Origin of the sequence: Salibacterium aidingense DSM 18341, assembly GCF_000429685.1 — a bacterium.
Lineage (GTDB): Bacteria > Bacillota > Bacilli > Bacillales > Marinococcaceae > Salibacterium > Salibacterium aidingense.
In genome coordinates, this window is sequence record NZ_AUCI01000006.1 from 180,823 (window position 1) to 204,898 (window position 24,076).

General features: G+C 44.8%; 21 protein-coding genes and 1 other RNA gene. 3 read left to right on the top strand and 19 right to left on the bottom strand.

Going from position 1 to position 24,076, the window contains the following annotated elements; translation table 11 throughout:
- Positions 1-24 precede the first annotated feature (24 nt).
- The 9 genes from G475_RS0107015 to G475_RS0107050 form a co-directional block, all read right to left on the bottom strand.
- A complete protein-coding gene (locus G475_RS0107015; protein ID WP_035710431.1) occupies positions 25-948 on the bottom strand; it encodes a dihydrodipicolinate synthase family protein in 924 nt (307 codons plus the stop codon).
- Positions 949-979: 31 nt separating this feature from the next.
- Complete coding sequence (locus G475_RS0107020; RefSeq protein WP_026700665.1) at positions 980-1,771, bottom strand: SDR family NAD(P)-dependent oxidoreductase; 792 nt, start codon at positions 1,769-1,771, stop codon at positions 980-982.
- 13 nt (positions 1,772-1,784) lie between these two features.
- Positions 1,785-2,717: a mandelate racemase/muconate lactonizing enzyme family protein gene (locus G475_RS24445; RefSeq protein ID WP_267880100.1), complete on the bottom strand. Its 933-nt coding sequence runs from the start codon at positions 2,715-2,717 to the stop codon at positions 1,785-1,787.
- Positions 2,718-2,744: 27 nt separating this feature from the next.
- Positions 2,745-2,945, bottom strand: a complete 201-nt coding sequence (locus tag G475_RS27650) for a hypothetical protein (protein ID WP_211233915.1) — start codon at positions 2,943-2,945, stop codon at positions 2,745-2,747.
- 98 nt (positions 2,946-3,043) lie between these two features.
- Positions 3,044-4,390 (bottom strand): sulfatase-like hydrolase/transferase, encoded by a 1,347-nt coding sequence (locus tag G475_RS0107030; protein ID WP_035710432.1) that lies wholly within the window; start codon positions 4,388-4,390, stop codon positions 3,044-3,046.
- A gap of 82 nt (positions 4,391-4,472) precedes the next feature.
- A complete protein-coding gene (locus tag G475_RS0107035) occupies positions 4,473-5,297 on the bottom strand; it encodes a carbohydrate ABC transporter permease (RefSeq protein ID WP_035710434.1) in 825 nt (274 codons plus the stop codon).
- Between the two features lie 15 nt (positions 5,298-5,312).
- The gene (locus G475_RS0107040) at positions 5,313-6,227 is read right to left on the bottom strand and encodes a carbohydrate ABC transporter permease (protein ID WP_051302262.1); all 915 of its coding nucleotides are present in this window, start codon (positions 6,225-6,227) and stop codon (positions 5,313-5,315) included.
- Between the two features lie 73 nt (positions 6,228-6,300).
- Entirely contained in the window at positions 6,301-7,581 is a 1,281-nt protein-coding gene (locus G475_RS0107045; protein ID WP_026700669.1) for an ABC transporter substrate-binding protein, read from the bottom strand.
- A gap of 106 nt (positions 7,582-7,687) precedes the next feature.
- Entirely contained in the window at positions 7,688-9,232 is a 1,545-nt protein-coding gene (locus tag G475_RS0107050; RefSeq protein ID WP_026700670.1) for an alpha-amylase family protein, read from the bottom strand.
- 179 nt (positions 9,233-9,411) lie between these two features.
- Here G475_RS0107050 and G475_RS0107055 point away from each other — a divergent pair, with 179 nt between their 5' ends.
- The 3 genes from G475_RS0107055 to G475_RS24450 all read left to right on the top strand — a co-directional run bounded on the left by G475_RS0107055 (position 9,412) and on the right by G475_RS24450 (position 12,400).
- Positions 9,412-10,296 (top strand): helix-turn-helix domain-containing protein, encoded by an 885-nt coding sequence (locus tag G475_RS0107055; protein WP_026700671.1) that lies wholly within the window; start codon positions 9,412-9,414, stop codon positions 10,294-10,296.
- Positions 10,297-10,527: 231 nt separating this feature from the next.
- On the top strand, positions 10,528-11,538 hold the full coding sequence (locus G475_RS0107060) for a DUF3231 family protein (protein WP_026700672.1): 1,011 nt from the start codon (positions 10,528-10,530) through the stop codon (positions 11,536-11,538).
- A 382-nt stretch (positions 11,539-11,920) separates the two neighbouring features.
- Positions 11,921-12,400 carry a site-specific integrase gene (locus tag G475_RS24450; RefSeq protein WP_407636194.1) on the top strand — a complete coding sequence of 160 codons (480 nt, stop codon included), beginning with the start codon at positions 11,921-11,923 and terminating at the stop codon, positions 12,398-12,400.
- Between the two features lie 19 nt (positions 12,401-12,419).
- Here G475_RS24450 and ssrA read toward each other — a convergent pair.
- The 10 genes from ssrA to gap form a co-directional block, all read right to left on the bottom strand.
- Positions 12,420-12,784: a transfer-messenger RNA gene (gene ssrA / locus G475_RS26720) on the bottom strand.
- Positions 12,785-12,867: 83 nt separating this feature from the next.
- A complete protein-coding gene (smpB, locus tag G475_RS0107070; protein WP_026700673.1) occupies positions 12,868-13,341 on the bottom strand; it encodes an SsrA-binding protein SmpB in 474 nt (157 codons plus the stop codon).
- Positions 13,342-13,979: 638 nt separating this feature from the next.
- Positions 13,980-16,283: a ribonuclease R gene (gene rnr / locus G475_RS0107080; protein ID WP_026700675.1), complete on the bottom strand. Its 2,304-nt coding sequence runs from the start codon at positions 16,281-16,283 to the stop codon at positions 13,980-13,982.
- A gap of 58 nt (positions 16,284-16,341) precedes the next feature.
- Entirely contained in the window at positions 16,342-17,097 is a 756-nt protein-coding gene (locus G475_RS0107085) for an alpha/beta hydrolase (protein ID WP_026700676.1), read from the bottom strand.
- 363 nt (positions 17,098-17,460) lie between these two features.
- Positions 17,461-17,712: a preprotein translocase subunit SecG gene (gene secG, locus G475_RS0107090; protein WP_211233916.1), complete on the bottom strand. Its 252-nt coding sequence runs from the start codon at positions 17,710-17,712 to the stop codon at positions 17,461-17,463.
- A 301-nt stretch (positions 17,713-18,013) separates the two neighbouring features.
- A complete protein-coding gene (gene eno / locus G475_RS0107095; protein ID WP_026700678.1) occupies positions 18,014-19,297 on the bottom strand; it encodes a phosphopyruvate hydratase in 1,284 nt (427 codons plus the stop codon).
- A 15-nt stretch (positions 19,298-19,312) separates the two neighbouring features.
- Positions 19,313-20,848 (bottom strand): 2,3-bisphosphoglycerate-independent phosphoglycerate mutase, encoded by a 1,536-nt coding sequence (gpmI, locus tag G475_RS0107100; protein ID WP_026700679.1) that lies wholly within the window; start codon positions 20,846-20,848, stop codon positions 19,313-19,315.
- Positions 20,841-21,605, bottom strand: coding sequence for a triose-phosphate isomerase (gene tpiA, locus G475_RS0107105; RefSeq protein WP_026700680.1), 765 nt, complete (start codon positions 21,603-21,605; stop codon positions 20,841-20,843). Before tpiA ends, gpmI begins: the two co-directional genes overlap by 8 nt.
- A 30-nt stretch (positions 21,606-21,635) precedes the next feature.
- On the bottom strand, positions 21,636-22,820 hold the full coding sequence (locus G475_RS0107110) for a phosphoglycerate kinase (RefSeq protein ID WP_026700681.1): 1,185 nt from the start codon (positions 22,818-22,820) through the stop codon (positions 21,636-21,638).
- Positions 22,821-23,024: 204 nt separating this feature from the next.
- Positions 23,025-24,029, bottom strand: a complete 1,005-nt coding sequence (gap, locus tag G475_RS0107115; protein WP_026700682.1) for a type I glyceraldehyde-3-phosphate dehydrogenase — start codon at positions 24,027-24,029, stop codon at positions 23,025-23,027.
- Between the last annotated feature and the right edge of the window lie 47 nt (positions 24,030-24,076).

A 24,076-nucleotide genomic window follows, 5' to 3' on the forward strand; every position in this document is an offset into this window, starting at 1 on the left:
AACATACCCTCCTCATTCAGTTAATTACAAACGTCCTTCGTTTCTTAATTCATCTGCAAACTGCTCCAAAAAGCGGTCAATCATCTTCATTTCAATATTATCAAGGGTATACTGGGGGGAACGACAATAATCGGAGGCTATAATCCCGCGTTTGTATAAAATCACTTTTTCCGCTTTAATTATTAACTCAATTCCCTGCATCCAATAAGAAATATACGGGAGTAGTTTTTGAAATAATGTATGAAAACCCTTCTTTTCACCTGATTGGAATAGTTGATACAGTTGAACGTATAGCTCAATGAATGAACAGCCGGGTTGAATACCGACAGCACGCCGCTCTAAAACGTCAGGCATCTGCACCCCTGCATATCCGACCAATGCACCCAGTTTCCCTTGGGAGTGATCCATCAATGAGGTAATATAGCGTCCAGGCGGCTGTGTTTCTACTTTAATAAATTGAATATTCGGTACCTTCTCATGCAATGTTAAAAAGACTTCAGGTGGAATACGTACATTTGTCTGCAAAGGAGCATATTGTACAATAACTGGAATGTCAACGCTGTCTGCCACTTTGCGAATATGTTCCGTAATAGCGTGTTCAGAGGGCTGTAAAAAAAACGGGGGTAAAAGCATTAAGGAATCAGCCCCCATCCTTTCCGCTTGTTGGGCATGAGAAATAGCATTTTCTGCGGTATGGTCAGTAACTGATATCATACTTGCCACAGAAGGGTGATTATTAGTTTCATCCAGCAGCAGCCGGAGCATCCGCCCTCTTTCTTTATCCGTTAACTTATAAAATTCAGTTGCCATACCAAATAATGTGACACCGTGAATACCTGCCTGTAATAGATGACGGATCATCTGCTGGAAGCTGTCTTCATCTAAATAGCCATTTTCCGTAAACGGCGCAGCTGCTATCGGAATAACCCCTTTTATTTCTTTATTCATGATATTTTCCCCCTTTCTGTAAGAAAGTCCTTTACATGTCTTGCAGCAAAGCTGTGCGGCCCCCGTCTATGACATACGTTACGCCGGTGGCAAAGGCTGCATAAGAGCTTGATAGAAACGCACAAAACCCTCCCACTTCCTCCACCGTACCCAGTCTTCCCACAGGATGAAGCTGAATGGTCCGCGTTCGTTCTGCCTGGGGATCAGAAAAAGAACGGAACCAATCCTCATTTCCGTTTGTTTCGATAAAGCCAGGAGCAAGGCCAATTGTCCTAATGTCCGGTCCCCATTCGATAGCAAGACTCCGAACCAAGCCCGTTAATGATGTTTTTGTTACATTATACGGAAAGCAGCCAGGAATTGTTGCTACCGCATGATTCGATGACATAATAAGGATAATTCCATTTGAACTTTTTTTAAGGTAGGGATGGCATAGTTTCCCCATCATCCAATGGGATTGGAGATTGAGATCAATGTTGTACTGCCACCGTTCTGATCCACAATGCAATGCTTTCTCAAAAATATTGGCACCTGCATTGGAGACAAGAATATCAATGCTGCCGCAGTGCGAAACAGTATAATCCACAAAGGATTGAAGTTGATCATTTTTCGTTACATCCACCTGTTTATAATAAAAGGTACCACCAATCCCTTCAATTTCTGCCGCCAGACCTTGTACTTCCTTACTATGGTCGAGGGACCTGGAGCACCCGGCAACGGCTGCGCCTGCCTTTGCCAACATTTTGGCAACACCAGCTCCGATCCCGCTTGAAACACCTGTGACTATTGCTGTCTGCCCACTTAAATCAACCTCTAAAGACATAGCAAAGCGCTCCTCATACGTAAAATCCTTCACGCGATTTCCGAATGCCTGGATGTGCTTCCATCGCTTCTTCCACCAAATCTACCCCAAGGCCAGGGCGGTCCGTGAGGATCAGGCGGCCGTTTCGTACTTCAATTGGGTGGTCGATTACTTCATCCCGCCATGAAACATCGTTAAACATAAACTCCTGCCGGAAAAAATTTGGAACGGTGGCACTAACATGTGCGCTCGCCAACGTGGAAAGCGGCCCATTCGGATTGTGTGGAGCGAGCTGCACGTTATAAGCTTCCGCCATGGCGGCCATCCGTTTCATTTCTGATGGACCCCCGCATCGAGTGATATCCGGCATAATGATGTCACATATATGTTTTTCCAGCACGGGTCGAATGCCATAGCGCGTATAATGCCGTTCGCCAACACAAATCGAAACACCCGGGTTCAAACGATCACGAATGGCTTGTAATGTTTCTACATTTTCCGGTCCCACTGGTTCCTCATACCAGGTAATGTTTAATTCCGCTAAACGTTCGGCCATGGTGATGGCCGTTTTGAAGTTTAGCATAGCATGTGTCTCTATCATCATATCGACATCATTTCCAACGGCATGACGCACCGCTTTCGTTACATCGTAAGCACGTTGTTTCGCCTCTTCCGTTAACGCTAGATTCGATGACAAATCTTCTCCATACAGATAATTCGTATGAGCAAATGGATCAAACTTCAACCCATCGAATCCCTGCTCCCGAACAGTTCTTGCTTGGCTGGCATAATCTGCCGCGTTATGACCGCCCCCGGTAAACCAATAATTCGCATATAAAGCAATTTCCGTGCGGATCGGGCCGCCAAGAAGCTGATAACAAGGGACTTCCAATACTTTTCCTTTTAAATCCAAAAGCGCCATGTCGATCCCGCTGATTGCACATAAACTCGCCCCATATGGTCCCACCCAATTTAAATCACGATAAAGCTTCGTTCAAATAAAATCTGTCTGCATTGGATCGAGTCCAATAATGCGTTCGCCTACGTGCCTGGCAGCGGCTTCTACAAGAGGACTCCCAGGCCAGTTTGTTGCTTCTCCAACACCTGTATACCCCTCATCTGTATAAACTTTAAGCAGCGTCCAGTTATACTTGATTCCTTCAACCATCCAAACGTTTACATCCACAATTTTCATACTTTTCCTCCACTCTTCCTACAGTAATTCTAGTAATCCTGGATTTACGTCGTCTGCAGCCACGCCCCCCTCCTCATGCTCTTTAATAATCTTCTATCTTATGATTGCGCGTCTTCCGCAGATACCTTACGCTGACCGCTCCACTTTTCAGGAGCTGGTTCTATGTGCGGCTCCCTCTCGCCTGCTTCCCTCATGCGCCTGGTTAACCTTTCCCGTAGGATACGCGCCGTTTCCTGATGTGACTGAAAGCCGATCAGATTTGTTAATTCATAAGGATCGGACTGCAGATCATATAAATGCTCTTCCACATAGTTGTCAGAACCAGCATCTTTCCATCCGTCTTTATCTGGAGCAGAAACGCTGTATTTCCAGCGATGGGTCCGCACCACACGTTCTACTTTTGTTTCACTTATTTGAACAAATACGTCGGTTGGCCAATCCGGCCTTTCTTCTTTTACTAAAGGTAAAATAGATTTACCCTGCATTTTTTCCGGTACAGGTAAGCCTGCAGCATCTAAAAGGGTGGGGGGAAGATCAATCAAGCTGACCAATTCACGGATGGGACCGCCTTTATTGAAGCCAGGGCCACAAAAAGCAGTCGGAACCCGAATAGAACTTTCGTGACAAGACCGTTTGTATTCTTCATTCCTCGTCTTAAAATGACAACCATGATCGGAAGTAAATAAAAGAATCGTATTATCTCTTAAGTCTAAACTCTTTAATGCGTCCATCAGCCTTCCCAGGGCCTCATCAAGACGTTTTACCATTCCATAATATCCACCCAGGTGCTGATGTGTACTGCCTCCTAATGCTGCCAAATCTGGCGGAATCCATCCACTGGTATAAGATTCACGATAGTTATCAGGTGCTAAATAATCATCTAGATGATTCTGGTGATGCGGCTCAATAAAAGATAAAAACATGAAAAAAGGATTTTCCTGCTGGTCATTCATGTAACGAATCGCTGCATCTGTCAGGGCATCCACCCGGTATCCAGGCAATTTCACCGGCTCGTTTTCGTTATCGTAAAGGACTGTATCATATGCATCGGAAGTGAACTCTAATATATTGGATGCGAGCCAGTGATCATAACCCCCTCGTTCTTCTTCCGGTACCGGCTCCTCTGAAGCCAAATGCCATTTTCCAATATAACCAGTACGGTACCCTCCTTCTTTGAAATAATGAGCCAGGGTTTTACTATTTTCAGGAAGAGGAATCCCATTCCTGTAACATCCGGAAGTCGTAGCATAAAGACCAGTTTGAAGGCAGGATCGTGCCGGCCCGCAAACCGGCTGGCAAGTAAATGAATGATCAACGTGAGTTCCCTGCACAGCCATGCGATCGAAATTTGGGGTTAATCCCATTGGATTTCCATGAACACCTGTGGTGTCCCAACGCTGTTGGTCGGTGAAAAAAACAATCACATTAGGTTTATCTATATTCATGCTGATCCTCTCCTTTCTACCATTTACATTCTTTTAATCATTAATTGCGTTATAGCGGGATTTATTTGGCCGGCACGGCCTCTCATCCTTTCACCCCAGTCAGCGCAATACCTTCTATAAAATAGCGCTGAAAAAACAAATAAATAAGAATTAAGGGGATGACGGACATTAATGCTGCAGCCATCATCGAAGGATAATCTGTCATAAACTCCCCGGCAAAACTGGCAATCGCAACAGATAGTACCATCATATCCGGGGAACTCGTCATAACGAGCGGCCAAAGAAAGTCGTTCCATGACCCCAAAATGACAAATATAGATAAAGAAACCAGTGCTGGTATAGACAACGGCATATAAATGCTCCAATAAATTCTTGGAAAGGAACAACCATCGATTCTGGCGGCTTCATATAGATCCCTTGGTATGGAAAGAAAAAACTGTCGCAGTAAAAAGACACCAAACGCGCCAGCCATCATTGGTACGGTCAGCACATAATACGTATCAAGCCAATTAATTTGGTTCATTAACGCATAGACTGGTATCATCACGATTTGCGGCGGGAACATCATCACTGAAAGCATCATGACAAAAATAATATTTTTACCAGGAAATCTCATCGTGGAAATGGCAAAAGCCGCCATAGAGCATAGAAAGAATTGTCCTCCTGTTCGGACAGCCATCACAATAAAAGTATTAAGATAATACTGCACAAAGTTGGATTCCTTCCATACATTAATATAGTTAGAAAACTGCCAGTTTTCAGGCAGAAGCGTCGGGGGGATGAGTAATGCTTCTGAGCTTGTTTTCAAAGAAGTTATAATCATCCAAAAAAATGGAATCATTAACACTATCGCGCCAATAATCAAAACGAGGTGCACACTAAGTGATTTTATAGGAACCGCCCGCAAAAAATTTCACCCTTTCTATTGATAGTGGACCCACTTTTTTTGGTAATAAAGCTGAAGTAATGTTACGCCGAAAATCATCAAAAACAGCACTACCGATTGGGCCGCCGCATAACCCATGTTGTAAAATTTGAACCCTTCCTCATAAATTTTGTAAACGATAGACTGGGTTTCATTTAATAAAGACGGGTGTTCTCCCACCATCACAAATATCAAATCAAACACCTGGAAGGAATTAATTAATGAAATAACAATCACAAAAAATAAACTGGGGGAAAGCAATGGTAAAGTGACATTAAAAAACTTTTGTATGATGCTGGCCCCATCTATATCCGCCGCTTCATAAAGACTGCGGGGAATAGATTGCAAACCTGCCAATAAAATTACTAGATTATATCCCATTCGATGCCAAACTTCAGCTATAATAATAGAAAACAACAATAAACCGGGATCTGTCAGCCATTGCGGCTGAGGTAAGTGCAGCAAACCAAGCAAATAATTGATTAATCCATATTCTGAATTGTATAACCAGCGGAATATAGAGCCTACTGCAATTAACATCGTAACAACCGGGAGAAAGTAGATGGTCCTGTAAAACCCCGTCCCTTTCAAGCCCATGTTCAATAACACAGCAAAAATAGTTGCCAATATAACTTGTAATGGAACGGCACCCAAGACAAATAAAATCGTATTCCAAACAGAGTGCAGAAATTCACCATCTTTCATGAGCGCCATGAAATTAGCAAAGCCTACAAATTCAGGAGCTGTCAATCCGTTCCACTTCGTCAAGGAATACCAGAAAGAAGAAAGGGCCGGGCCAATATGAAACATCAGAAGGATTAAAAAGGCCGGCAAGGTAAGGACATACGCCCAAATAACTTCTTTATGCTTATCTGTAATAATTGGGGTTCTTTGCTGGGATCCATCCTTCATAACATACACCTCGAATGAGTTCATATGGACAGAGAAAGGAAGAGTCTGTCCATATGGTTATAATTGGTAACCTTTATCTATTTTCCTCTTCAAGAATCTCATTCATTTGTTCTTCAATAGTTTGCGAAACTTCCTCAGCTGGAGTATTGTTTGATATCCCACTTGTCAATTCAGATGTAACAACTTCCTGCCATTCGGAAATCGTCAAAGATGATGGATAGGGAACGGTATCATCCAATCCTTCTCGAAAGGCACTAAGTTCAAGCTCTGGATGAGATTGTTCCCACACCTCCACCACTTCCATATGAGCGGGAAAGTTACTCCCTATCTCACCCAAAAATTCCTGCGTGTCATCTCCAGTCAGTACTTTAATAAACTCAAATGCTTCTTCTTTGTATTCTGAGTTCGCATTTACGGAGAAAGCCGAGCCATGAATCGGGTATCCTTTCTGCTTGTGCTGAGGAAGAACAGAAACACCCAATTTATCTCCCAGCGATTCGGAGAAAAAGCTCACGTCATAGGAACCACTCGTGTACATAGCTCCCCTTTCTGATCCAAACATTTGTTTCGCTTGTGTTTCCTGCAAAGTACTTACGGGCGGAGAAATCCCTTCTTCCGTAAGTGTTTGCAAAAACTGAATAGCTTCGGTGGTTTCAGGTGTTCCGAATCCAGATTCCGTTTTATCATCGCTAATAATAGATCCCCCTGCCTGGTGCACTAATGGAAATAAGCCTGCCTGTTGGGTAAACGTCGTGGTATCAACAATAAAACCGTATGTGCCGTCTTCGTTGTCCGCTAGCTGTCCTCCGTATTCTTCTACATCCTCCCAGGTCCAGCTTTCATCCGGATAATCTACCCCGGCTTCATCAAATATTTCCTTATTGTAGTACAAGGCCATCGGCCCCATTACAAAAGGAATTGCATAATGCTCCTCTTCATACTTGTACAAATTGTTCATCCCGTCCGGATAAACACTCATATCCAAATCGGAGTCTTCAATGTAAGAATTCAAATTTTCAAGCAATCCAAGGGAAGCTAATTGCAAATAATTACGACCATCCATTAATAAAATATCAGGTCCCTGTCCTCCAGAAAGACTTGTTTGCATTCTTGTCCAATAATTATCAAAAGGGACCGACGTGAACGTAATTTCCACATGTTCATGATCGTCATTATAAATCTCAATAGCATGTTCTAAGATTTCTTCCATCCCAGTGTCCTGAGTCCAGTACGCAAGCTCCAGCGTGATGTCCTCGGCCTCTGTGTCGGACGAAGATCCATCGGAACCACAAGCTGCCATTGCAAGCAAACTAAGAAAAATCGAAAAGATAAAGAATATTTTTACTTTTTTCATTATATCCTCCTTTATATTTAAACTTTTTTACTGACCCAAGCCATGGGAAAGATCGTTCCCTCCGCCGACCCCTAAACATTCAGGATCTTATTGCGTTAAAGTTCCGTCAAGAAAGTCCGGCTTTTTTTCGGTACTCCATCCACAGATCGCGCCATTCTATATAGTCTTCTTCCGTGAATGGCTCGTAACCATAAGAATCGGCTCCCATGCCAAATACACCCTGGGTATGCCAGGCAGCGGGAATTCCTTTCGTTGGCGCATACTTTTGATACTTTCTCCATTGTTCAAGATCATACATCCACCAATTATCCATATTAATTAACCAATCAGACGTCATTGCTGCAATATTGTAACGATACTCCCCCTGCTGCACAGAATTTGGAGCTTTGGACAGAAAATCATTTAGTCTAAATACATCTGTCACATCCGCAAAGTAAGGGTGGCAGCAATGAGTCATAATCATTGCGTCCGATTTGGCCGATTTTGCATTATCGTGGATGCATTTAACATAATCATACAGCAGTTCCATTCCCCATTTATCTCCGTACTTCTTACAATTTTCTCCATTTGGATGCCGGCCGGTAAAATCAATAAAGAAACCATCCATATCAAAACCATCCGGGCTAATTAATTGTTTGATATCTTCTTTCATCACTTTCCGTAGTTCCGGATGTTCTGGATCTAGTGTCAATGGCTTTCCGTTTTCATCCCGTATGCTCCATTCCGCAGGGGCGCCGTCAATATGCCACAGCCCCCACCAGGCAATCACTTTTCTTCCTTCCCTGTGATGCCAGTCCACAAAAGCTCGCAGATCTTCATAACGGTCTTCATCAGGAACCGGCCGGTAACGATCAAGCTGCCATTTATCCGATGTACTTATAATGCCTACGGGAATACCATAATCTTGCAGCGTTTTAAACCATTTTGTTTGGTTTGCCTGCGTCTCATACGTTGTTATATGATGGGTTTCTGTTTCTTTATTAGGTTTGGACTGATTAATTTTGGTTATATTAAATTGATCACCCCAAGTACAGAGAAATGTTTCTTTCCACCAATCAGGGATCGATCGTTTTGGGGCAGGCGCCCATTTCAACTCCTGAAGAAGCCGGGAATAAGAAGCAATCACTTCATTTGGTGAAGCGTGATACTCGTTTGTAAGAAATACAGTACAGGCTTTTCCCTCCTCCTTATAATACCCGTCATAATAGACATGTACCTCGTACTCTCCGGTACCTGCAGCTTTTAATGAAACTGTTGTAAATAGATTACGCCCCGGCTCGGCCCCCACAGCAATCCCAATCCATCCCTGCTCCATTCTTAAGGGAAATACGAGTGGAGGAGGAGTAAAAAACCACTGTTTCCCGAAATGATAATCTGGATGTTCTTCCAGTATGCCAAGGGAGATGGTTTGATCAGGATGCATCATTTGCACATCTTCGACATTCGGAGAACATGGAAACGCTTCCAAAACTTTTTTTAATTGTTCCTCTTTTAGGGAAACGATTACCTTATAAACACTTCCCTCCCCCTGTAAATCTGAGTAAAGAGCTGTCCATTCCTCTGTTGTATGTTGATGGAGTTTCCCAGTGAATTGGCCATGTCTGCACAGAACCGACAGCTCAGTTTTCAGTGCTGCCCAAGAAAATACCATTTTTTTCCTCCTTCCATTTCATTTTAAAAAGGACTACAAAAGAATAAGTTAATACTGATAATAAGTTAGTTGTAACAAAAAAACTATCTATAAAAGTAGATTCTTATTGCACTTTTGTAGTTGGAGGGATTCAATGGTATGCTGAAGAATAAATAGTATGAATCTGGGGGAAACGATATATGGAATATATTTTCCATTTAGATAGACTCTACAGTGCTGTGCATTTAACAAAAGTCCAGTATTCCAAAGTTTCAAAAACCTGGTCCTACCCCAATCATAGGCACAGCTTCTTTGAATTTTTATATTGCACCAAGGGAAATCTGATCCAATGGGTTAATGGAAAAAAATACAGCCTCGCCTCAGGTAACGCGATGATTATTAAATCGGATTTGTATCATCATACGGAAGCCCTGCAAGACAGTGAATTCTTCGATTTTCACTTTGACATTGAACGTCCCGAGGTCCATTCCATTTTTCAGACAATGATTAATCCCATCATCATGGATGAAAAAACAAATAGTGAGGTGATAGAGAAGTTCAATCAGTGGGCGAACAACATCTTACAACAATTTGAAGCTCATTTTAATGATAAAAATCAGAAAAACCTGCCTCCGCAGCAACGCATTCCTGCAGCCATGAAAGAATTACAAATTCAAACAAGCGTCCTTCAATTTATTACCTTCCTTGCTCAGGAAGCATTAACCCGTGAACAAAAAGAATACGAAACAACCCAGCCTTCCACCTCTTACATCGCCCATAAAGTAGCATATTTACTGGAGTATTATTCTGATAAAAATATAAGCATACAAGTCATGGCTGAAAAATTAAATGTACATCGAACACACATCCACAACTGCTTCAAAAAAGTATACGGAGTATCACCGAAGACCTATCTGTCCCAGCTTCGTATGAAAAGTGCCAAACAATTACTTCTCGAAAGTGAGTTAACCGTGGAACAAATCGCAGAACAATTATCGTTTTCTTCTCCAAGCCATTTTATCCGTTTCTTCGCAGCCAATGCAGGAATGTCTCCCACCAACTACAAAAAGCGGGCAAAGCAGTAAAATGATAATTTGTAAAACCGCGATAAAATGACCAGACAAACTTAATCACCAATAAAAAGTGGAGAATAATAAACAGGTGACTTATATAGATGATAAACTGACATCAGAATCTAACCTTAGATGGGAAAGTATGCGGATGTTAACGTTTCATTTAAAGTTAACTATAAGAGGAATACAACATTAAAAATGGTACATCCTAAAACATAACAAGTATACTTTTAAAGAGTAGGGATGCAATTGTTAGAACGAGACATACCATTAACGTCAGCAGAAATCTCACAATTATGGGTGACATATATGAATGACAGTGCTGCCATTTGTCATCTGGAGCACGAATTAAACATTGTTGAAGATAATGAAATAAAAAGTATCTTACAATACGTCTTAAAGGTTTCTCAATCTCATATCAATAGCGTCGTTGAAATATTTAATAAGGAAAATCATCCAATTCCCCATGGCTTTAAACTAAGCGAAGACGTGGACGTTACAGCTCCCCGTTTGTTTACCGATAAGTACTATTTAAATACTCTTAATCAACTGGGAAAAATTGGATTAAACAATTACAGTTTGGCAGTGAGTTTGGTTGCGAGAGAGGACATTTATCATTTTTTTAGTACTTGTCTCAATGAGTCAGATAAAATCATAAAATGGACCAATGATGTTTTATTGTCAAAGGGGTTGTATGTTAGGCCTCCGCAACTCCCCAAAGCAGAATCGTTTGACTATGTTACCAAGCAAAGTTTTTTAACCGGATATTTTGGAGAAAGAAGACCGTTAACAGCAACTGAAATAGCACATCTTTATGCCAATTTTCAAAGAAATGCGTTGGGTTCCGCTACAATGATGGGATATAGCCAAGTTGCAAAGGACAAAGATGTGGTTCAATATTTTATAAAGGGAAAAGAAATTGCTCAAAAACATTGTGCAATATTTGAATCCTATTTGAAGGAAAATGATTTACCGAGCCCTATGATGTTAGATTCTGAAGTTACTGATTCAACAATATATACTTTTTCCGATAAAAAAATGACCTTTTACTCCTCAACTTTAACAGCTGTCAGTCTTGGATATTATGGTACAGGCATGTCCATGAGTCCACGCAGGGATCTCGGTGTTATGTATAGCAGACTGATGGCTGAAGTAGCAAAATTTGCCGACAATGGAGCGAAACTCATGATCAAACACGGATGGATGGAGGAACCTCCACAAGCTGCGGATCGGGATGAATTAACTAATAATTAGACCGCTTTGTTTATTATATTAAAAACAGGATATCCTAATAAATAATCCTTTGTGTATTCATAAAGGTTTTGAATAGAGCAGCATTCATTTCCTCATTCCATACTGCTCTTTTCTATGTAAGAGCAAGGGCAAAGCCCCTGCTCTTTCTTATTTTTTCATCTTATCGTATCGTTTCAGCACAGTCGCAGCCTGTTGCCTTGTGATTGGTTTGCGCGGGTCCTTCCCGTTGAACAATCCCTTTTCCTCAGCCCATTTCCAGATTTCTTTGTGTCCTGCGCTTGGCTCTTGTATGATCGCTTCCTCCTTCATTTCCTCAAGTTTTTCCATTACTCAGGGATGCGAAAAGGGGAGCTCCTTGCCTTAATCTGGGGCGATGTTGATTTTGAAACAGACACGATTAATGTTGATAAAACAGCGTACAATCGAACCAACGACAAAAACGCAAGCATCGCGGCGGAAAATCATTATGTCGTCTCATATTATGCGGCTGTTATCCCAATTGAGAGATGACGAAAAAATGAGATATGTTGTGTTCGGTGAATTTTATGACCATGTATCCACGACAACACTTGACCGAAAGTATGAGCAATACGTAAAGGCTGCTGGCGTCAAAAAAATTAGGCTGCACGACTTTAGGCATTCCCATGCCAGTTACTTGATTAATAAAAATATCATGGTGTCTGTCATAGCCCAACGATTGGGTCATAGTGATGTAGCCACCACGCTAAACACGTATAGCCACTTATACCCCACGACAGAAAAAGAAGCCGTCCTCAAAATGGAAGACGACTTCACCCCAGCGCAGGTATTTCAATTTGATGCTAAACCACGAATGTTACCACAGTTATTAAAATCCCTTTAAATCAACGTTTATTATGTATTGGTGGAGACGGTGGGAATCGAACCCACGTCCAGAGATATCGCTGACTGAGCTTCTACGAGCGTAGTCACTATATTGTGATTCGCCGCTGCGTTGGCCTAGTGACGGGCCGCTGCAGGGCTAGTCTGATTGGTCTCTTCTGTCAGCCTCAGACGGCGGCTGAACAGCGTAGCCCACTATTAGTGAGACCCCGTATCACTCCACATGGGCGATGGAGAGCGGGATCCGCAGAAAACTGGTTATGCAGCTACTGCGAGGTTTTCTTCTGATTTGCCAGTTATTATTGGCGTGGGCCTTTTTCGAGGCCTGCCCAGCTCGGCTCGCAACTCAGCCTCGACCTATCCCTGTCGAAGCCGTGTCGTCCCCATTTTGTTAGTAAGCAAAGGAGATTGGTTATGATCCCCTTTGGACATTTTATTATAACATATGCACACACAAATGCAAGGGTTTTATTCACCTTTCATCTGCCGGCGTACCGCCCGGTCCATTTCGCGTTTGGCATCCTTTTCTTTGAGCGCCTGGCGCTTGTCATATTTTTTCTTTCCCCGTGCTACGCCGATCAACACTTTGGCTACTCCATTTTTAATATAAACTTTTAAGGGAATCACGGAATAACCCGGTTCCTGGCTTTTCCCAATCAGTTTATTGATTTCCCGTTGATGAAGGAGCAGTTTCCGCGTCCGCAGCGGGTCATGATTAAACTGGTTACCCTGTTCATAATGACTGATGTGGGCGTTATGCAGAAAGATTTCTCCCTTTTCTGCTTTCGCGAAACTGTCTTTGATGTTTATTTTGCCGGCACGTATCGCTTTTATTTCTGTTCCTTTTAACACAAGCCCTGCTTCAAATGTTTCTTCGATAAAAAAATCGTGGCGGGCTTTCCGGTTTTGCGCTAACACTCGTCCTTCCGTTTTTGTCGCCATCTCCCGTACACCTTTCTTTTCTCCTTCATTCCTACATCGTAGCAAAATAATTGTAAAAACGTCAACAGAAGCCGCCGAAAATAAAAAGGAGGTGAGCCTGGACAGAAGTTCATAACGTCCTTTAGCTACTAGGAAGTCGTTGTGAAAACTTGGTTGGTTTTACACCGCCTCCATTTGCCGGGACTAAAAGGCGGCTGGCTCTATTTTAAGGCTGCCCGTATAGGGCATTTCGTAAGCGCTGTATTCTGGAGGACAGACCGGACGAATTATTTTTTATAATCGGCCCCATACGAAGTTGGAGACCGGTAATGGTTTCTTTTTCTCTTTTTGTAGCCCCCAAAAGCATGTGGGGAACACTTTTTCTCCTTTTTTTCTGCTAATGGTTCCAAAAGTCGAATTGGAAGACAGGAGAAGCCGGGAATTATAATTAGCGTCCTCCAAAGCTCCATCGAAGAAAGGAATCCGGAGCAATTGCTGTTCCAGAGACGTCTTTAAACATCCTCTGGCGGCCATCAGCGTTCCATCTCGACCTAATGCGAGGTGTTTGTCTTCCGCAGCTCCCGATTACACGGGAAAAGCGGGAGCTTTATGGAAGGCTTCGCACCAGACTACATTCTGTACACCGCTTGCCGCAGCACTTACTTCTTCTTGCCTTTTTTCTTCGGGGCATTTTGGTAAAATGCTTTATTTCCCTTGGTGCCGCCATTTTTTCCTTTCTGCCGGCCTTTTTTCGCCTTTGGTTTCTCTTTTTTCGAGCGGTCGCCCCCTTCAATGACCGTTGGGCTTTCTTTGCGTTTCCGTTTTTTCGGAGGCTTCATGCCGACGATTTCAAAGTCGATATCGGCTTCGTCCAGATTGACCTGGAGAACGCGGACTTCGACTTGATCGCCGATACGGAAGACGTTGCCGGTACGTTCGCCGATCAAGGCATATTGTTTTTCATCATAGTGATAATAATCGTCGGTGAGGTAGCTGATATGCACCATGCCCTCGATGGTGTTTTCGAGTTCGACAAACAGACCGAAGTTGGCCGCACCGCTGATAAATCCAGTAAATTCTTCGCCGACTTTGTCCTGCATATACTGGGCTTTTTTCAGATCATCCACTTCGCGCTCGGCATCGACCGCGCGTCGTTCCATTTCCGAAGAATGCTGAGCGATATCCGGCAGTTTTTCTCTCCAGGCTTCTTTCGTTTTCCCATCCAGGTTTTTGTTCACGAGATATTCACGGATCAAACGGTGGACGATAAGGTCCGGGTAACGTCTGATCGGGGACGTAAAATGGGTATAGAAATCTGAAGCCAATCCGAAGTGACCAAGGTTTTCTGCATCGTATTTGGCCTGCTGCATCGAACGCAGCAGTACAGTGTTGATAACTGCTTCTTCCGGTTCCCCCTTCACTTCATCGAGTACTTTCTGCATCGCACTCGGGTGAATGGTGTTTGCCGTGCCTTTTACCACATATCCGAAGTTTGTAACGAACTCAAGGAACCGTTCCAGCTTCTCAGAATCCGGGTCCTCGTGAATACGATAAATAAACGGCACCTTCATCCAATGAAAATGCTCGGCTACTGTTTCGTTGGCAGCCAGCATAAATTCCTCGATCAACCGCTCCGCCACAGAACGATCGACTAGTTCCACATCCAGAGGAGTGCCGTCGTCATCTACTTTCACTTCGGCTTCTTTAAAATCAAAATCGATGGCACCGCGGGCAAAGCGTTTCCGGCGCAGAACAGCTGCCAGCTCTTCCATCTGCTCAAAAAACGGAACGAGTTCTTTATATTTTTCCCGCGTTTCTTCGTCTTTCTGTTCTAAAATAAGACGGACATCGCTGTAGGTCATCCGCTCGTTGGTACGTATCACGCTTTCAAAAATATCGTGATCCACGATCTCCCCTTTTCCGTTGATCTCCATTTCACAGGAGAGAGTGAGCCTGTCCACCTTCGGGTTAAGGCTGCAGATTCCGTTCGAAAGACGGTGCGGAATCATTGGAATAACACGGTCTACTAAATACACGCTGGTAGCCCGGTCGTAGGCTTCTTCGTCAATGGGGGAGCCTTCTTCTACATAATAGCTGACGTCGGCAATATGCACGCCGAGCATATAATTGCCGTTTTCCAGTTTTTTTACCTGGACGGCGTCATCCAGGTCTTTGGCGTCCGCCCCGTCGATCGTTACAATCGTTTCTTCCCGCAAATCCCGGCGCTGGGATATTTCGTCTGCGGAAATTTGGTCCGGCACGCTGTTCGCATGCTCCAGAGCGGGTTCCGGAAAGTCCCCCGGAAGGCCGTGCTTGTGAATAATCGTTAGAATGTCTACCCCCGGATCGTTTTTATGGCCGATAATATTGACCACTTTTCCTTCTGCACTAAATCGGCCCTCCGGATACTTGGTGATTTCTACGACTACTTTATGTCCGTCCACTGCCCCGTTTTCTGCATCCTGCGGGATAAATATATCGTTGTTAATGTGCTTGTCATCGACTTCTACAAATCCGTAGGAACGGTTGTCTGCATACGTCCCGACGACTTTCGTTACACCCCGTTCCAAAATCCGGACGATAGCACCTTCCGGTTTAGATCCGGAAGATTTACGCTGCACCCGGACCAGCACCGTGTCTTTATTCATGGCGCCATTTAATTCATTAGCCGGAACAAACACATCATCGTCTTCTTTATTTTCCGGCAAAATAAACGCAAAGCCGCGTTGATGGCTCTGCACCTGGCCTTTCAGAAGGTTCATTTTTTCGGGGACCCCGTAGCGGTTGCTTCGGGTTCGTACAATATCTCCCGTTTCTTCCATTTCATTTAATGCTTTCATCAGCTGTTTTGTTTCATCTCCGCCGCTCATGCCAAAGGCTTCCTGTATTTCCTCCACCGCCATTGGTTTGGCGGCATCTTCTTTCATATACTGCAGTAATTGCTGCTTCTGTTCTTGATCCAACTGTTTCATCTCCTTTCGTATCTATTTTTTCGTTAGATCGTATAATTTCAGATAACATCTAGTTATCTGATTCCCAATCGAGCCGTTCTAAAAACTGATAAATGTCTTCATGAAGCTGATCCTTCTCCGGCCCATGGGTAATCACGTGAGGGGAGTTTTCATACCATTTTATTGTTTTATCGTGAGAAGCTATTTCGTCGTGAATCAAGTTGGCACTTTCCAGTTCCACCATCTGATCCTTCTCTGCCTGAACGATGAAAGCCGGGCTGTATATCATATCCAGGGAGCCCCTGACATCTTCTATCGTTTCATTAATCGAATACAGCGTATCCAGAGGCCGTTTCCGAAAAGCCTCCATTTCTTTTTCAATCTGCTGTTCGTCTTTTTTCTCTAGCTGTTTGAAGTCTTTTGCATATTGCAGAACCCCTTCATACAGCCGATCTTTGTTCTCTGATGTCGTTAACGGGGCACACATTGGTATGATGCCCTTTACATCAAACATGTATGCTGTCTTCAGTGTCATTAATCCCCCCAGAGACAGCCCAGCCACGGCTATTTCATCATACCCTTCATTTTTAAGATACTGCCAGGCTTTTTCAACATCCTGCCACCAGTCCGATGCTTTAGCTTCCATCAGTTCTTCGGGAGGCACGCCGTGTCCCTTCAAAATGGGAGCATGGCACGTATAACCCCGTTTCTGCAGAAAACGCCCGAGCATGCGGACATCGGCGGAATTTCCCGTAAATGCGTGCAGCAGAAGAACAGCGCGGTTTCCTCCTTCGAATGTGAACGGCTTTGGCGGTACTACTTTCATTATAGGTTCCCCTTTCTCTCTTTATCCTTTTTCCTTTCTTTCTTCCTATCCATTTTCTTACCAATATACCCTATTTCCGTGTATTCCAGCCATTAATCATAAGAAAAGCGAAAGCGTCCGCCTAAAAATAAAGGTGTGCCTACTAAATGCGCCCACGTCCTGTGCGCAGCGTAGAAGCCCCCACCTCCTGTGTAAGTACTTCCTGTGACAACGTCGAATGACCCCCTTCGTGCGGGCCTCCGAGCGGCTGGGCGCTGAAGCTGGATCTTAAGAACGCGAATTTTTATAAACTCTAATACTATAAAAAAGCAGCAAGATTCCATCCCGCTGCTTTCCTTTATTCTCTATCCTTCTCTCTGTCTTCTACAGAAAATAACCAAGTAAAAGCGTTAGAACAAAAAACAAAACGGCCAGGACCACGGTGGCACGGCTTAAAAATGCCTCAACCCCGCGTGCTTTTTGTTTTCCGATCATCTGCTCCGCTCCGCCGGAAATAGCTCCTGATAATCCCGCACTGCGGCCGGCCTGCAGCAGTACTACTGCAATCAAGGCCAAAGAAACGATAATCAGCAGCACATAAAGCAACGTTTGCAAACATGACACCTCCACGTCCATTTACACTATTGATAATGTAACACAAGCATCCTGTCTTGGCAATCACTACTTAAATAACGCAGCCCCTCCAGACGTAAAGCTTTATGAACCAAATTGGTTCATTCTGCGGGTTTTTGCCTCATGCCATTCAGCTGTTTTATTTATAGACGCGCGATCCCTGCGCAGACTCGCTTTCCGCGGGCAGCACCTCAGCTTCATCAGACGGCCCCCGTCAGATGGAATGTTCGACAGCTGCTCTTCCCGCAAGTCCTGACTTATCAAGAAGCCGCAGTGGAGGGAGCAGACTGCGGCTTCTTTTCTGTTATTTATTTAAATTGTAAAATGCTTTTTTTCCGGGATAGACCGAGGTACTGCCGAGTTCATCGGCAATACGGATTAATTGATTGTATTTGGCCACCCGGTCTGTGCGGGACGGCGCTCCAGTTTTAATCTGGCCAGCATTCACGGCAACAGCAATATCTGCAATCGTGGCATCCTCGGTTTCTCCGGAGCGGTGGGAAACCACTGCTGTATAACCGGCACGTTTTGCCATTTCCATTGCGTCAAATGTTTCCGTGAGGGTCCCAATCTGATTTACCTTGACAAGAATAGAGTTGCCGACGCCTTCTTCAATCCCGCGTGACAGCTTGTTAGTATTTGTAACAAAGAGATCATCGCCGACGAGCTGAACTTTATCTCCAATCGCCTCGGTGAGTTTTTTCCAGCCTTCCCAGTCGTTTTCATCCAGACCATCTTCAATGGAGACAATCGGGTATTTTTCGACCAAGTCTTTATAAAAGGAAATCATTTCATCCGCAGATTTAACGACCCCTTCTCCCTTCAAATTATAACTTCCATTTTCGTAGATCTCAGAGGAAGCTGCATCCATCGCCAGCTGGACTTCTTCGCCGGGCTTATAGCCGGCTTTTTCAATAGCGGCCACAATCGTCTGCAGCGCTTCTTCATTCGAGCCAAGATCAGGAGCAAACCCGCCTTCGTCGCCTACAGCCGTGTTGTATCCTTTATCCTTCAGGACTTTTTTCAGGTTATGAAAAATTTCAGCCCCCATGCGCAGGGCCTGTGGAAAATCTTCGGCGCCGACCGGCATGACCATAAATTCCTGAATATCTACGTTATTATCCGCATGCTCTCCGCCGTTTAAAATATTCATCATTGGTACCGGCAGGGTTTTTGCGTTAAACCCGCCTAAGTATTCATACAACGGAAGACCAAGATCGCTTGCGGCAGCGTGGGCAGCGGCCATAGATACGCCCAGGATCGCGTTGGCTCCAAGCTTTTCTTTATTATCCGTTCCGTCTAGTTCAACCAGCAGTTCATCAATTCCAGTTTGATCGGTTACTTCCATGCCAACCACGTCCGGAGCGATATCTTCATTGACATGATCTACGGCCTGCAGGACACCTTTTCCCATAAAACGGTCTCCCCCGTCCCGCAGTTCCACCGCTTCATATTCCCCTGTGGAGGCACCGCTTGGGACAAGAGAACGTCCGAACGCCCCTGTTTCCGTATATACTTCTACTTCCACCGTAGGATTGCCGCGGGAATCCAGCACTTCGCGTGCATATACATCTGTAATCATACTCATCGTTTCATTACTCCTTTATGATTTGATTAAAGACTCGCCTGTCATTTCATCAGGTTTTTCCATTTTAAGCAGTTCCACTGCCGTTGGACAAAGATCTGCAAGAATCCCTTGATCCCGTAGATCTATGCCTTGTTTCGTGACAATCACCGGCACATTATTCGTCGTATGGGCTGTCATCGGTTGACCCTCGGGGGTAATGACTTCATCTGCGTTGCCGTGATCAGCTGTAATGATCGCATGCCCCCCCTTTTCTGTAATCCGATCGACTACCCTGCCAAGGCACTCATCCACTGCTTCCACCGCCTGGATGGTAGCATCGAGTCTGCCGGAATGGCCCACCATGTCCGGATTGGCAAAGTTCAAAACAATAAAATCATGACGGTCTGCGTTGATTTCATCGATTAATGCATCTGTAACCTGATAGGCGCTCATCTCGGGCTGCAGGTCATACGTTGCCACTTTTGGCGAATCGATAAGAATTCGTTTTTCCCCGTCGAATTCCTCTTCCTGCCCGCCGCTGAAAAAGAAGGTCACGTGCGGGTATTTTTCTGTTTCCGCAATTCGGAGCTGCGTCCGCCCCGCCTTCGCTACTGCTTCTCCCATCGTATTTTTCAAATCCTGCGGCGGATAAGCGACCTCCGCCTGAACGGAATCGCTGTAAGCCGTCATTGTAACATAATGCAGGTTTTCAGGGGCTTTGTTTCCTATATCAAAACCGTTAAAGTTCTCGTTCGTAAACACTTCTGAAAGCTGTATCGCCCGGTCGGGACGGAAATTAAAGAACACCACCGCATCATTGTCCTGGATCGTGGCGGTTGGTTCTCCCTCTTGATTTTTCAATACACACGGTTCGAGAAATTCGTCCCATACTTCCTCATTATACGAATGTTCAATGGCTTCTTCCGGACTGTTAAAAGCAGGACCTTCTCCTTCCACAAGGACACGGTAAGATTTTTCCAAACGTTCCCAGCGGTGATCGCGGTCCATCGCGTAGTACCTTCCGTGCAGACTGGCGAGCTGACCGAGGCCGGCGTCTGCCATTTTCGTCTGCAGCTCTTCCACATAGGTTTTTGCTGTCGTCGGCCCGACATCTCTTCCATCCAGAAAACCGTGAATATATACTTTATCTATCCCTTTTTCCTTGGCGACATCAAGTAGGGCAAACAAATGTTGAATATGGCTGTGTACGCCGCCGTCCGAAAGAAGTCCGTATAAATGAAGGCTGCTGTTATGCGTTTTCGCGTGTTCTACTGCACCTAACAATGCTTCGTTTTCACGGAAAGTTCCCTCTTCGATTGCTTTGTTTATTCTTGTCAGGCTTTGGTACACAACTCTTCCTGCTCCGATATTCATATGGCCGACTTCAGAATTGCCCATCTGCCCTTCAGGCAGTCCAACAGAAGTTCCACAGGCTTCCAGCTGTGTATGCGGATATGTTTTCCAGTAGCGGTCAAAATTCGGGGTATCCGCCTGTGCGACAGCATTGCCTTTCGTCTCCTCCCGCAGTGCATAGCCATCTAGTATAATTAGTGCGACCGGTGTTTTACTCATTTCTGCCAGCCTCCACGAGCTGAAGGAAAGCATCGGGTTTTAAGCTGGCTCCGCCGACAAGAGCGCCATCAATATGTTCTTTTTCCATATAGCCGTCAATGTTTTCCGGCTTGACGCTGCCGCCGTACTGAATACGAACCGCTTCCGCCGTATTTTCATCATACAGTTCTGCGAGAACTTTCCGCACGGTGCCGCATGTTTCATTTGCATCCTCGGCCGTGGAAGATTTGCCGGTTCCAATCGCCCAGATCGGCTCATAAGCCACAACGACGTCCGGTGCTTTTTCCGCACTGATACCTGCAAAGCCTTTTTCCACTTGATCGCGGACAATCTGCTCTGTCTGGTTATTTTCCCGCTGCTCCAGGGATTCGCCGCAGCACATAATCGGTGTAATGCCGTATTGGAAGGCGGCATGCAGTTTCTGATTCACACTTTCATCGGTTTCATTAAACATTTCCCGACGCTCGGAGTGCCCAATGATAGAGTGTGTTATTCCAAGATCTTTTAACGCGGCAGGGCTTATTTCTCCAGTGAAGGCTCCGCTTTCTTCAAAATGCATAGTCTGCGCCCCGATTTTCACATCAGAGCCGGCTGCTTTATCCTTCATTTCCTTAAGAAACAAAGCTGGAGCACACACCACCGTTTCTACTTCTTCTTCACTGGATGGGATATTTCCTTTTATTTCATCGATGAATGAAACAGCTTCCCCATGTGTTTTGTTCATTTTCCAGTTCCCTGCGATAATTGGTTTTCTCATCGTTTCATTCCTCCCTGTTTTCGTTGGATTTTACTTATCATCCAGAGCAGCTACACCAGGCAGTTTTTTTCCTTCCATAAATTCAAGCGATGCACCGCCGCCGGTTGAAATATGACTCATCTGCCCGGCCAGTCCGAACTTTTCTACCGCTGCTGCCGAGTCTCCGCCGCCAATGACGGAATACGTATCCTCGGCTTCAGCAAGGGCTTCTCCAATTCCTCTAGTTCCTTTGGAGAAGATTTCATATTCAAACACTCCCATCGGCCCGTTCCATAATACCAACCGGGACTGCTGAATAATATCTTTGTACGTATCGATCGTTTTCGGACCAATATCGAGGGCTTCCCAATCGGAAGGGATGTTATCAATATTTACTACCTTGGTATTGGCGTCCCGGCTGAAATCGTCAGCTACCGTAACATCAAGCGGCATGTAAAACTGCACGCCCTGGTCTTCTGCTTTTTTCATAAAGTCTTTCGCCAGATCCAGCTTATCTTCTTCAAGAAGCGACTTTCCGATCTCATATCCTTTTGCTTTTACAAAGGTGTAGGCGAGGCCGCCGCCTATAATCAAGTTGTCTACCTTATCCAGTAGATTGTCAATAACCCCTATCTTGTCCTTCACTTTGGCCCCCCCGACAATAGCTGTAAACGGACGCTCAGGGGTTGTTAACGCCTGGCCGAGGACATCCAGCTCTTTTTCCATAAGCAGGCCGGATACCGACGGCAGATGGCGGGCCACACCCTCCGTGGAGGCATGAGCGCGATGTGCTGCGCCAAACGCGTCATTTACATAAACGTCGGCCAGGGAAGCCAGGTTTTCAGCCAGCGTCTCGTCATTTTTTTCTTCTCCCGGTTCAAAGCGGAGATTTTCGAGAAGAAGTACTTCTCCTTCTACCAGATCCCCGGCCGCTTTTTTCGCTTCTTCTCCAAACACTTCATCCACTTTCTTCACGTCTTTATGAAGAAGCTCTCCCAGCTTCACAGCAACCGGCCCGAGACGCAGTTCATCATGCGCTTCTCCCTTAGGACGGCCGAGATGACTTCCGAGGATAATTTTTGCCCCCTGTTCCACCAAATGTTCGATCGTTGGAAGAGCGGCACGGATACGCGTGTCATCTGTTACTTTCCCTTCGCTCATTGGGACATTAAAATCGACCCGGCAAAAAACCGTTTTCCCTTTTAAATCAAGATCTCGAATGGACTTCTTATTCATCCAGGAGCCTCCTTCATTCTACTTACCTATGGATTGTCTTTCCCACACACATTGTATTAAAAACCAGGATTCCCTGCCAGTCCCCCTCTCTGTGGGAAGCAGAAAGAGGACGGCGGGTATAAAATCCTCCACAAGGAAAAGAAAGGGAGCAAGAAATATATTTTTCTTCTCCCTTTCTGTATCTTTCCCGGGGGTCTATTTTTATTATTGCTGCTTGGCCATGTAAGCTACAAGGTCCACCAGACGGCTGGAATAACCAAACTCGTTATCGTACCAGGAGATAACTTTGATCATATTGTCTTCCATTACCATCGTGGAAAGAGCATCAACAGTAGAAGAGCTTGGTGTGCTGTTATAGTCACTGGATACAAGCGGTTCTTCGCTGTAACCCAGGACATCTTTAAGCTCGCCTTCCGCTGCTTCTTTCAGCGCGTTGTTCACGTCCTCTGCTGTTACGTTTTGATTAAGTTCTGCCACGAAATCAACAAGGGATACGTTCGGTGTTGGAACACGCATCGCTCCACCGTTCAGCTTTCCTTCCAATTCAGGCAGAACAAGAGCTACGGCTTTGGCGGCGCCGGTGGATGTTGGAATAATGTTTTGGGCAGCAGCACGGGCACGGCGATAATCTTTATGAGGCAGATCAAGAATCTGCTGGTCGTTTGTATAAGAGTGAACGGTCGTCATCAATCCGCGTTTGACACCAAACGTATCGTTAAGCACTTTGGCAACCGGTGCCAGGCAGTTTGTGGTGCAGGACGCGTTGGAAACCACATCGTGCTTGGCGGGATCATAGGTGTTTTCATTAACGCCCATAACGAAGGTCGCATCGGTTTCTTTGCCCGGAGCGGAAATAATAACTTTTTTAGCGCCGGCTTCAAGGTGCTTGGCAGCATCTTCCCGTTTGACAAACAAGCCGGTAGACTCAATAACAAGCTCTACGCCGGCAGCGGACCAGTTAATGTCAGCTGGATTTTTCTCTGCGGTAACACGAATTTCTTTTCCGCCTACCACCAGGTTCTCTCCGTTAACGGTCACTTCTTCTTCCAGATTCCCGTGTACCGTATCATATCTTAGAAGATGGGCGAGCATCTCGGCATCGGTCAAATCATTAATAGCGACAACTTCGACATCGTCATTCTTCAACGCAGCACGGAATACAACCCGCCCGATTCTTCCAAAACCGTTAATTCCAATTTTTGTTGCCATAAATAAAATCCTCCTTGTTATAAATAATTATTTTATATTATCCGTAT